Origin of the sequence: Aporhodopirellula sallentina SM41 (assembly GCF_000346505.1) — a bacterium.
In the GTDB taxonomy this organism is placed as follows: Bacteria; Planctomycetota; Planctomycetia; order Pirellulales; family Pirellulaceae; genus Rhodopirellula; species Rhodopirellula sallentina.
The window spans coordinates 20,988-33,033 of record NZ_ANOH01000445.1; the positions used below are offsets into that span (position 1 = coordinate 20,988).

General features: G+C 54.7%; 8 protein-coding genes. 6 read left to right on the forward strand and 2 right to left on the reverse strand.

What is annotated here, in order from left to right:
* Positions 1 to 73: 73 nt before the first annotated feature.
* The 6 genes from RSSM_RS29135 to RSSM_RS29160 all read left to right on the forward strand — a co-directional run bounded on the left by RSSM_RS29135 (position 74) and on the right by RSSM_RS29160 (position 7,611).
* Entirely contained in the window at positions 74 to 2,392 is a 2,319-nt protein-coding gene (locus RSSM_RS29135) for an SHD1 domain-containing protein (RefSeq protein WP_008688323.1), read from the forward strand.
* Positions 2,393 to 2,629: 237 nt separating this feature from the next.
* A complete protein-coding gene (locus tag RSSM_RS29140) occupies positions 2,630 to 3,586 on the forward strand; it encodes a phosphoesterase dhha1 (protein ID WP_008688325.1) in 957 nt (318 codons plus the stop codon).
* Between the two features lie 580 nt (positions 3,587 to 4,166).
* Positions 4,167 to 4,556, forward strand: coding sequence for a hypothetical protein (locus tag RSSM_RS33435; RefSeq protein ID WP_008688327.1), 390 nt, complete (start codon positions 4,167 to 4,169; stop codon positions 4,554 to 4,556).
* On the forward strand, positions 4,541 to 6,055 hold the full coding sequence (locus RSSM_RS29150; RefSeq protein WP_008688330.1) for a sensor histidine kinase: 1,515 nt from the start codon (positions 4,541 to 4,543) through the stop codon (positions 6,053 to 6,055). The genes RSSM_RS33435 and RSSM_RS29150 overlap by 16 nt, the downstream gene beginning before the upstream one ends.
* Positions 6,056 to 6,097: 42 nt before the next feature.
* The gene (locus RSSM_RS29155; RefSeq protein WP_008688331.1) at positions 6,098 to 6,607 is read left to right on the forward strand and encodes a response regulator; all 510 of its coding nucleotides are present in this window, start codon (positions 6,098 to 6,100) and stop codon (positions 6,605 to 6,607) included.
* Positions 6,604 to 7,611 carry a GGDEF domain-containing response regulator gene (locus tag RSSM_RS29160; protein ID WP_008688333.1) on the forward strand — a complete coding sequence of 336 codons (1,008 nt, stop codon included), beginning with the start codon at positions 6,604 to 6,606 and terminating at the stop codon, positions 7,609 to 7,611. The genes RSSM_RS29155 and RSSM_RS29160 overlap by 4 nt, the downstream gene beginning before the upstream one ends.
* On the opposite strand, the gene RSSM_RS29165 is transcribed toward RSSM_RS29160, so the two are convergent.
* Together RSSM_RS29165 and RSSM_RS29170 are read right to left on the reverse strand one after the other, a co-directional pair.
* Entirely contained in the window at positions 7,591 to 9,405 is a 1,815-nt protein-coding gene (locus RSSM_RS29165) for a sodium:solute symporter family protein (protein WP_008688334.1), read from the reverse strand. The two genes, RSSM_RS29160 and RSSM_RS29165, sit on opposite strands and share 21 nt — an antisense overlap.
* A gap of 260 nt (positions 9,406 to 9,665) precedes the next feature.
* Positions 9,666 to 11,789, reverse strand: a complete 2,124-nt coding sequence (locus tag RSSM_RS29170) for a family 20 glycosylhydrolase (protein WP_044303959.1) — start codon at positions 11,787 to 11,789, stop codon at positions 9,666 to 9,668.
* Between the last annotated feature and the right edge of the window lie 257 nt (positions 11,790 to 12,046).

Here is a 12,046-nt window from a genome sequence, read left to right on the forward strand (position 1 = left end):
GGGTGATCGGTTACGATGATGCGTGCGTTTTCATTCATCCCCACCGCTCCTTTGGCACAGGAATTAGAACCCGATGCTCACCGTTCGCCGAATTGCCGCTTTTTTGTTCGTTGGTGTTTGTTTTCTTTCGATCCCAACTGCGCGAGCAGAAGACCTGATTGACGCCCATGACGGGATGGTGCGATACAAATTGTCGAACATGCGTGTGACCAAAGGGATTACGGGCGATGAGATCGCGTTTGACTATCGTCGCACCCGTGAAGGAACCGGTCACGCACGAATTGCCGCACGGACCGACCACGGCGAGTCTCGTATTTTAGGGATGCCGATCTCGATCGAAGCGACCGGCACGATTCGGTTGAGAGACATGTTTGCGAGGTCCCGCCGGATTCTCAATCATGGCAATGATGACTTCGGCATTGAGTTTTACTTTGTTGTCGACGTGTCGCCGGAGTTCGGGCCCGGAGGACGGTTTCTCGTGTCGAATTCTGTCGTGCACGGAAAGATGAACACCAAGGTTCAATCGCGTCCGCCGAATGATGCGGAACTCGAGGCGTTGGAAAAGCAACGCAAATCAAAGTTGCCCCCCGAGAACGTTCCGGCTGGGTATGTCCGCGGTACGAATGAGACACCGCTAGTGCCGGGAGCGCCGATCCTGTTCGGTTCGATCGGCGAATGGAAGCCTGCGATTGTGGTGGGAGCCGCTTCGTCTCAGTTCGCACGTGTGTTGCCGGAAGATTCGAAGGCGATCCGAACGGTCAAACGCAAAGACTGGATTGCCGTTTCCAATGAAACACTTCGCAAAATGGAATCCGACCCGTCGCAGTTTTCGATCGACATTCGCACGTTGCCCGACGGAAACGTTGTGCTCGATGATGATATGCGGACGCTCGATTTGGCAATGAGCCTGCTCAAGGGGACACCGCTGCTGCGAGAGAAACACGGCAAGTTGGAAGACGTCTATTTCATCAGTTCCGATAACGTGTCTGTCCGAGTGTTGGTCCGAAATGGACAGAACCCGAAAGTGGAGTTTGTCCCCGTGAACAAACTCGCAATTCGGCAGCGGACGTTGGCGGATCAAGAGACCGAGACGGCGCGCGAAGCGTTTGCCGCGAACGTGTCGGACTACGAAAGCAAACTTCGTTCGAAAGGATCCGGTTCCGGAGGGATGTCTTCGGCGGGGGGGCTGTCTTCGTCAAGTACTTCGGCTACTAGTACGTCTGCCCCAACGCCACCAGTGGTTTCCAAGACTCCTGAGCCCAAACGTCAGTGGTCGGACAAAAGCGGTCGCTTTAAGATCGACGCCAAGTTGGTCAAGCAGGAGGGTGGGAAGGTTTTCTTGCTGCGTGACGACAGCCGCACGATTGAAGTGCCCGTTGCTAAGCTCAGCGACACCGACCAGGAGTATCTACGCGGCCTTGCTTCGGTCGATGACAGTCCGTTCAACAACGTCGTCGACTCGGCGATCGGTTCGGGTTCCTTGGATTATTCGAGATCGCTGCAACCGGTCACGACGGTCGGTGATCTGCGTTGGGGGGCAAAGTCAGTTGCGATCTCGCCCGAGAACCGCTTTCTGTTGATCGGTCGCAAAGCCGCGTCGGCTTCCCTTTGCGATCTCAAGACAGGAAAAATCTTGGTGGATTCGGGGCGGATGGATCACATGGGTGATATCGGCGTTTGCGGTTTCACGCCCGACGGACAACGGATGCTGCTGGGAGGCTACAAAGGATTGTTCGAAGTTTATCAATTGGGGGCCAATGGCAAACTCGAATTGGAGGGGCAGTATCCAATTCATGAGAAAGACATCACGAGTTTGGCCTTCTCTCGCGATGGCAGGTTTGTCTTGTCCGGAGACGCCGCCAAGGTGGCTCGCTACTGGAACGTTCAATCCGGAGAGATTGTCGCGACGATCGACGGTTTTTCGGGCAAGGTGAAAGCGACGCGGATCAATCCAGCAGGTAACGAGTTGATGGCAACCGACGGAAAGACGTTGAAGTGGTTCTCGGTCGATCAGTCGTCTGTTACCTCTGAGCTCCAAGTCGGACGATCGCACGCGTCCGGTCAGGCGGCCAGTTTTTCACCGGACGGCGGATTGTTGGCAGTCGGCGACGGGTACAAGATCGACCTTTGGGATCTTCGGAAACGGCAACAACTTCCCACGCTCGAGGGTAACGAGATTAACTGGAGCATGACTTTTGCACCCGACAACCGGCATCTTTTCAGTGGTGGAAACGGTGTCATTTACGTTTGGGATTGCGAACGTCAAATGAAGGTGCAGAAGAACACGGTCGGGAAAAGCTTCTATGTGCAGACGCTCGCCGTTAGCCCCGATGGGAGCTACGTTACGTCGCCATCGGACCACAGCAGCGTCGTGGTCCTTGGTGCGGAATAGGCATTCGCCGGCGACACCCCACCACGTGCGGAGTTGTGGGAGGATCCAACGCGAACGACAAACACCCGTAGGCGATCGGTTTGCCGGTTGTCATATGCCGTTTGCGAGTGGCTCGAACGAGCGAATTGGCGGCAAATTTGGCGGCTCCCGTTTCGTTCTCGTTGGTTCCTACTAGAATTTGGGCGTCCTCTTTTCCTGCTCTGCAGGCTGGCTTCTCAAATTCTCACGGAGACCTTTGTGGCTCACTTCGACGTTTTCAATGGCGATGCGGATGGAATCTGCGCCCTGCACCAATTGCGACTTGCCGACCCCAAAGAGAGCACGTTGGTGACGGGGGTGAAGCGAGACATCAATCTGTTGAAACGCGTCCAGGTTCAAGCCGGAGATTCGGTGACCGTCCTCGATATTTCGTTGGACAAGAACCGAGAAGAATTGCAACGAGTGTTGGCTGCCGATGTTCCGGTGACCTACTTCGACCACCATTTTGCCGGCGATATTCCCGAGTCGGAATTGTTGACCGTTCAAATCGACACCGCCGGTGATGTTTGCACGGGTTTGTTGGTCAATCGGTATCTCGAAGGTCAGTTTCTTCCTTGGGCGGTGACGGCGCTCTACGGGGACAACCTACACGACGCGGCCAAATCGGCCGCGGAACCGTTGGGGCTAAGTGATTCGCAACTCGCGAAGCTCGAACGCCTCGGCACGTTGCTCAACTACAACGGTTATGGCAGCACGCTTGACGATCTGTACTTCGCCCCAGACGATCTGTACCGAAAGATTCAGCCGTACGCGGATCCGTTTGAATTCATCGCGACGGATACTACTTTCGAGACGCTGCGAGACGGTTTTGAAAGTGACATGAAACGGGCGCAGTCGATCGACCCGCAGTTGGAGACCGCTTCCTGTGCGGCGTTCTTGTTTCCCAACGAGTCGTTTTCTCGGCGAGTCAGTGGTGTCTACAGCAATCAGTTGGCTCGCGACAATCCCGAGCGTGCTCATGCACTGCTCAGCGAACTGCCATCAGGCGATTATCTCGTCAGTGTGCGGGCTCCGTTGGCGACGAAGACCGGCGCCGATGAATTGGTACGGCAGTTTCCCACCGGCGGAGGTCGCAAGGCAGCGGCGGGCATCAATCAATTGCCGGCCGACCAACTGCAGCGATTCCTCGAAACGATGCAGCAGCAGTTCGCGTGACGACCTTGTTCTGACGGGGCGTTGCTTTTAACGCGCATGCAGTAGCGAAGCGGAGAGACCTTCGTCCGGTCTGTTCGGTTTGTAACGATTGAAGAAGTGTTGACGCCCAAATCCCCTTGTAGACTGGTATTTGTGTCATTTGATGCGAATTTCGAGCGGTGTGTAGACATTGCGCCCCTACTTTTGCCGGATGAGTTCGAGTGAACTCGTAAAACTGGCCGCCAAGGAATGGTGGTGGGGTAAATGATTGGGGCAGACGGATCTGAAGAAAGGGGCAAGCATGATTTGTGAACAGGATCGCGTCGATCGGCCGCGCGAGCGCTGGTTGAGTTTTCGACGAACGCCGCTGGTATGCGGTGGCGCAGTTTTTCTTCTCGCAACCGTCTGGAGTTCGTTGGTCGCGGGAGGTATCGGTCTTCTATGGCGGTACGAACACACGCCGGGGCAGTTTGTCAGTGCACCGGAACACTGGCCATCGGAATCGCAACTTCCATTGGCTGTCGAATGCCCAACGCTTGTTTTTTTCGCGCATCCGAAATGTCCTTGCACCCGTGCCAGCATCGCTGAGCTGGAAAGACTCATGACCGCGTGTCAGGGCGAGGTTCAGGTTTATGCGGTCTTTATAAAGCCGACTGCTTGCTGCGGAGAGGATGGTTGGGAACGATCCGATCTATGGCAAAGTGCCGAACGCATGCCCGGTGTGATTGTGGTGTTGGATGAAGGAGGTATGGAAGCCTCTTGCTTCCGAGCGACCACGTCCGGTCAGGTGGTGATGTATGACGCCGCCGGCGATTTGTGTTTCTCGGGAGGGATTACCTCTTCGCGTGGGCATCAAGGAGACAATGCGGGGCGTGCTGCGATCGTCAAACACATCAGGCACGGTGAGAGCGACGTGACGAACACGCCGGTCTACGGTTGCCACTTGCTGCATTCGACCAACGTGGAGGAAACCCAATGCTGTCAGCGATAAACGAAGTATCAGCGACGGAGGAATCCTCGCGGGCAACGGTTCTGCTCGAGAAACAACAACTCGCAATCTACCGACGAACGGATCGCCTCTTTGCCATCTTGATGGCGGTGCAGTGGATCGCCGGTATTGCCGCATCGTTATGGATATCACCACGCACGTGGTCCGGTTCGGAAAGTGAAACGCATCTTCACGTTTGGGCGGCGATTTTCCTGGGCGGGGCTATCGCCTCGTTGCCGATCGTATTGGTTTGGTGCTCTTCGGGGCGAACGCTGACGCGGCACGTTATCGCGGTCAGTCAAATGCTGATGGGGGCGCTCTTTATTCATCTCTCCGGCGGTCGGATCGAGGCACACTTTCACCTGTTTGGTTCGTTGGCGTTTCTCGCCTGTTACCGTGATTGGAAGGTGCTGACTACCGCAACGATTGTCGCCGCGATGGACCATTGGGTGCGAGGATGGTTTTGGCCGGAGTCCGTGTATGGCGTGATTGGCGGTGCATCCTTCCGGTTTCTTGAACACGCGGGATGGATGCTGTTTGAGAACATTTTCTTGATCATTACGATCCGGCAAAGTATCGATGACATGGCACTGAACGCACGCAACCAAGCGACGCTCGAGACGACGAACACACGCATCGAATTAGAGGTCCAGCGTCGTACGCGCGAACTGCGAAACGCTTTGGCGGAGATCGAGCAAACCAGCAACCAGTTAGCTGACGCCAATAAAACGCTCGAAGAACAGAATCACGAACTCGATCAGTTCACCTACATCGCAAGTCATGATCTTCAGGAGCCGGTGCGAAAGCTGGTTTCCTTTAGCCGGTTGCTCGAGCAGGATATCGATTGTGAACTCAATGAGGACGCGCAGAGGGATCTCGAATTTATCGTTGATGCCGCGAATCGCATGCGCAACCTGGTTCAAGCGTTGTTAGAGCTCTCGCGAGTGGGACGTGCTGCGATGAAGCATGATCCGGTGGATCTTGGCGAATGTGTTGATGATGCCATCAACGCGTTGCAGTTGGCCATCGAGGAATCGGACGCTGTTGTTTCGCGAGACGATCTCCCGGTGGTCGTTGGCGACCGGGTGATGTTGACGCAGTTGTATCAAAATCTAATCAGCAACGCGTTGAAATTCGTCAAGGAGCAAACTCCTGTCGTGCACCTGACTTGTTACATGGGCGAAGGGCAGGTTTTGCTCGGTGTGCGAGATAACGGCATTGGTATGAAAAGCGAATATGCTGAGCGAATCTTCCAACCGTTCCAACGGTTGCATAACCGCGGCGAATACGAGGGCACCGGTATCGGATTGTCGATCTGCAAGAGAACCGTTCAACGTCATGGCGGAGAGATTTCGGTTGAGTCCGAATTGGGTAAGGGGACACACTTTTACTTCTCGCTGCCGCTCGCGTCACCACCAGTCAGCTCAACGTCCGGAGACAAACCCGTCGTGGTCGCACCGCTTGGGTTTGCGAACGATTTTTCGTCGGCCGTGCAGGTATAGGGTGAGGCGAGATTGGCTAATCGATTGCTTTGGAAAACTACGATGCAACAGTATCCAACTTTGTTCAACAAGACCGTCACGATCCTGCTGGTCGATGATGACCCCGGCGATCAAGAGTTAACCCGACGAGCATTGCGGCATGAATCCCTCGATGTGGATTTGCGGATTGTCGGTGACGGGGAGGAAGCGATGCGGTATCTGCGTCGTCGCGACGAGTATGTTGATCCGGAGTTGTCGCCGACACCGGACCTGATCCTGCTGGATCTAAACATGCCCAAGATGAACGGCCGAGAGGTTCTGCGCGAGTTGCAGAAGTGTGAACGGCTCGCTCGAATCCCCGTCGTCGTGTTGACAACCAGCCAGCAGGAAACGGATATCGTCCGGAGTTATGACCTTGGATGCAATTCGTACATTCAAAAACCGGTCGACATGGAGCAGTTTATTGATTCGGTGCGGAGTCTCGGTGCCTATTGGTTTCGAGTCGTGTCGCTGCCACCGAGTCGTAGTGCAGAGCCATGTTCGGAAACTAGCGAGCCGGAGTTTCAGACATGAGAGGGACATCATCTTCACCGACGAAACTTCTTCTCATCGAAAACGATGAAACCGATGTGTTGTTGTTTTCTCGGATGCTGAGTGAGTGCTCGGGTTCGTTTCAACTGAACGTATGCGACACACTCGATGCGGCCCTGCGGTGGCTCGAGGAGTTCGAATGTGACATCGTTCTGTCGGATATGTCGTTGCCTGACACGTTCGGACTCGAGGGAATCACCAAAATACAGGAACGCTTTCCTCACCTTCCCATCGTCATGATGACCGGATTGGATGACGATGAGGTCGCGTTGGACGCTCTGGATCTTGGTGCACAAGATTATCTCCTCAAAGGTGACACGACTCCACGAGAATTGAAACGAACAATCCGCTACGCGATTCAGCGAAAACTCATCCAATGCGAAAACGCACGTTTGGTGGAGAAACTCAAGTTAGCGGCGAGGATGGATGCTCTCACGGGGGTTTTAAACCGACACGCGATGCTCTCCGAATTCGAAAAGCATTGGGCGCAGGCATGCGAGAATCAAACGCCGCTGTCGTGCGTGATTCTCGACGTTGACTTTTTCAAGCGAGTCAACGATGAATTCGGGCACGTCATCGGTGACAAGGTGTTGCAACGAGTCGCAAAACTAATTTCCACGCAGATGCGTTGCGGCGATAGTATCGCTCGATACGGGGGCGAGGAATTTTGCGTGATCCTGGTGGATGCGGATGAGGATGTCGCTGCACAATGGGCCGATCGAGTTCGGCAGCGATTGGCGGAAAGTCCGTTTCAGATTCCTGAAGGGACGATTCAGATTACCGCGAGTTTTGGTGTTGCTCACCGGTGTGGCGAGACAAAGACAGTCGAGCATCTCATTGACGCGGCGGATCATGCTTTGTTGGAAGCGAAACATGATGGACGCAACCGAGTGGCCCGCTACAGTGCCAATGCGAAAAGGATCGCAGGTGATTCTGGCAATTCGCTGCTTGATCTCAACGCACTTTCAATCTGCCCGGTGATCTGATGATGAGTCTCGGCCACTGAAGTTCAGGCTCGGCCATGTTCTCACCAGACACACCAGTGAAACCAACCCAACGGCAGTGCTGGCTGCGAAGTAGCCCCACCACTGATAGAGAAAATAGCCGGTGCTGAAGAGTGCGGCATAAACCAGCGTGGTCGCAGCGAGCATCGCAGCCAAGCCGGTCGTGATCGAATCAGCCGTCTCGATTTGAATGCCTTTCGCGAGTAGTTCGCTGCGAATCGGACCCCAGCCTGATCCGCCTGGGCGAATCTTCTGATAGAACGACTCCAGTTTTTCACGATCGGTCGAGGGCGAGAGGAACGTTGCCGCGATCCACGCCGCGCTGGTCACTGCTACGCCCGCGAGTAGTTGTTGCCACGAGTTCAGTTCCGGCCAACCGGTGAGGTGGTAGCCGAATTTGAAGAAGACTGCGACCGCGAACGAAACTGCCATGCCAGTGATTTCGGTAAACGCGTTGATCCGCCACCAGAACCATCGCAGGATGTAAATCAGCCCGGTGCCGGCACCGATTTGCAGGATGATGCCGAACCCTTCCATTGCGCTCTCGAGTGTCAACGCAACGACGCTGGCGAGGATCATCAGTCCCACCGTTGCCAATCGCCCCGTCCTGACTAATTGAGAGTCTGTCGCCGCGGGATTGAAGAACCGACGATAGAAGTCGTGTGCGATGTAGGACGCACCCCAGTTCAGGTGCGTGGAGATTGTGGACATGAACGCGGCGATCAAACTGGCGATCACAAGCCCCAAGAGGCCGCTCGGCAGAAACGTCAGCATCGCAGGATAGGCGAGGTCGTCTTGAACGATCGATGGATCGATATCCGGAAACGCCACTTGAATACTCTCGAGCGACGGGTAAACAACGATGGACGCTAACGCCACAAGGATCCAAGGCCAAGGACGAAGTGCGTAGTGAGTCATCTGGAACAGCAGTGTCGCTGTTGTTGCGTCACGTTCGCTTCGCGCCCCGAGCATCCGCTGAGCCACGTAGCCTCCGCCGCCTGGTTCCGCCCCCGGGTACCAACCGCTCCACCACTGCACGGCGAGCGGTACGATCATCAGCGGTACCAACGCATCGAAGTCAGACGCATCGGGAAGTAGATTCATCTTTTCGTGGACCGATTCGTGACTCAGTAACGCCGTCAAACCGCCAACTTCAGGCAGATTGCACACGACATAGGCCGCCGCAACGGAACCGAACATGGCCACGACGAACTGGAAACAGTCCGTCAGGATCACACCTCGTAAACCACCCAACAGCGTGTACACGACAGTCACCGTTCCTGCCACACAAACAACTTCCAAAGGTGAGGCACCGAGAAGCACGCCGCCGAGTTTGATCCCTGCGAGAATCACGTTCGCCATCACGAGGCAATTGAAAACCACGCCGAGATAGATCGCCCGGAAGCCACGTAAAAAGCCCGCCGCCTTGCCGCTGTAGCGAAGTTCGTAGAACTCCAAATCCGTCGAAATTCCACTGCGTTTCCAGAGTTTCGCGTAAACGAAAACGGTAAGCAAACCGGTCAGCAAGAATGCCCACCAAACCCAGTTCCCGCTGACCCCGTCTCGGCGAACGATGTTGGTAACCAGGTTTGGGGTATCGGCCGCAAAGGTGGTTGCCACCATCGAGATGCCAAGCATCCACCAACTCATTTGCCCGCCCGCCAGGAAGTACTCCGTGAAGCTTTTCCCGGCGCGGCGACTGACAACAATTCCGATCACAGTCGAAATCACAAAAAACGCCGCAATGATTGAGTAGTCGACGAGAGAGAGTGTCATGCGATCAAACAGAATGCGGGGAGAGGAGCAGCCAATGGTTGTGCAAGATTTGCCGACGGCTGTGCTGGGATTGTCGAGTAGATTATTGCAGTTCTCTTTTCGGGTAGTGGATCTTGTTAAAGATCCTGCTGCATCAGGATTTTTAACAAGATCCACTACCACCTACCCGAAAACTAGGCTGCGCCGGAATGCGAGTGCATTTCCAAAACGCCTCCAGCGTTCTTCGAAGTCGGACGCTTTTTTAGCAACCGTTTGAGGTGCTAGTAAACGAGAACCTCGACGATTTTTGAGAAGGAGTTGAAGACATAGTCGCGATTTCCGTAGGTGCGAATGCGAACGAAACGGACATCGCGAGGACTCAATTCATGTTGGACGTGCGAGACCGGTTTCTGTGGTTTGTCCAGGCGCGAGGCGACTTCTTCGAAGTGTATCCCATCGGTTGAGCACTCTACGGTGTACTTTTCGTAGGACCCGCTGATCGTGTAAGCGACAACATCAATCCGGTTCACGGTTTGGATGGATTCCAAATCAATGGTGATTGAGATCGGCTCCGGGCTGGCCGGGTACCCGAGATAGAAATCGAGATTATCGGTTCCACCATCGGTGATGCGATCTACCGAGAACGGACTTCCCGATGAAACACTCGAGGTTACCGGTTTGCCCAATGCCTTATTGCGAGTGGGATCCACCGCCGTGAGTTTGCTGCGAGATCCATGCCCGATTGGTTGATCATCGAGGAAAGCAGCCGCACGTATTGTTGACGATTGCGAGAGCGTCAACGGACCGACATAGAGTTCTGATGACGTGGTAGGTTCAGAACCGTCCAATGTGTAGCGAACCACAGGGAGTGACCCGTCCTTGGGGGCAACGGCGAGGTTGCACGTCAATGTGACTTGTGTTTGGTTTTGAAAGACGCTGTCGCCTGAGACGCTCAATTGGGAGGGCGTGATTGAGACGGGATAGTGGGCCGCACGGCGAACCGATTCGGTCTTTGCCGATCGGGACGCGAAGTCGGAATAGTCTCGCGAAATCTCGGGGTTCCACGCGACTTCCGCGAAGGGGATAATGCGTGGGACGATTTGAGCGAAGTAATTTTCCTCGCGTCCTTCCCACCACGGCATGCAGAATCCGAGCAATTGATCAGTCGGTTGGACGTCGATCGGGTTGGAGTAGGTAGGAATTCCGGGATTGACGTGTTTGAACCGCGTCAACGACATCGTTTCGTAAATGTGCTGCGGGGATGTCATCGTAAAGTTGGTGCGTGGGTAGTGATCGACTAGGTACAGCGGATCCCACGATGCATTCACAACCCGATAGCCGTCTTTCAGCATTTGGTCGGCTGGGTAATTGATTGTTCGCCAATTGAGATGAATGACCTCTGTGTTGACTTTGTTGGCCCCTTTCCCTGGTCGAGGCCCTTCCCAAACGAGAGTTTGTTTTCCTTTGCTCTTGAGATATTCGTGAAGCGTGTTGATGAGGTCTCGTTGGTATTCTTCGGGAACGCCAAACGCTTCATCACCACCGACATGGATGTAGGGTGTTGAAGGAAACACATCCATCATTTCATCGAGTAGTGTTTTGATGCCTTTCAACGCTTTCGGGCTACTCGCTAACTCGGTGCCGTTTTTGCCGAACACGTCGGGATAGTGTTTGAGGAGCATCGACGAGTGACCGGGAACCTCGAGTTCAGGGATCAACGTGACACCACGTGTTACCGCGTAGGCTTCGAGTTCGCGAAACTCATCCAACGTGATCAGACCGTCCCAAAGATTTGGGAACGCGGTCGATGGAAATGCGATTCTTTGATCGTCGGTAAGGTGCAGTTGAGCTGAGTCGACTTTGTAGAACCACAGCAGGTCGATGGTTTCTTTCAGCAACGCAACGCTGTGCGGGTTGCGTCCCATGTCGATCATGAAGTTGCGATACGACGTGCGCGGGGCGTCATCTATTTCGAGGCATGGCAGTTGAGAGTGTTCGGAATCGCCGAGTAGCTGCATGATTGTTGCGGTGCCGTGGGCCAGGCCTTTTAGGCTAGAGGCTTTCAGCAGCAACCGTGTTTCGTCAATGTGCAGTGTGTACGATTCCGGAGCGAGCGAGTCGTCTTTTGTGATTTGCAACAACGCGTCCGGTGAATCCGACAACCGTAGCTGATGCTCTCCTTGGCTGATTCGTTCTATCAACGTCCCGGTGACTTCAACGTGCTCCACCCAACTCGGGTTGTCGGGAATGCGAACAGTCAGTTCACCGGGAAGAGTCAGTGTCTTTCCGGTTTCGATTGATAGCTGTGTCGGATACGGGACGAGTGCGAGAGGACGTGCTGCTGTCAGGTTAGGCGTAGAAATGCAAAGGGTAAGAAGCAGCGCGCAGAGAGAGGGGAGTTTCATCGGATAGAAGTGATCTGATTCAGGTAGGTGAGACGCCGCCGTTTCGCGCGTTAATCGGAATCGACGCACCGCCGAGATGTTATCTGCAGACGTTGCGCGTCAATGAGTCATCGCCGTAGACGCGAAACGGTTGACGATGAAAAAGCAAGAAGAGCGTTGCCTCATCACGAGTCGAAGGCGTGATGAGACAACGTTTCGAAAGGAAGGACGATTGAGTAGGGAGCCAGCAGCTATCATAGGCGATATTGCCGGCGATC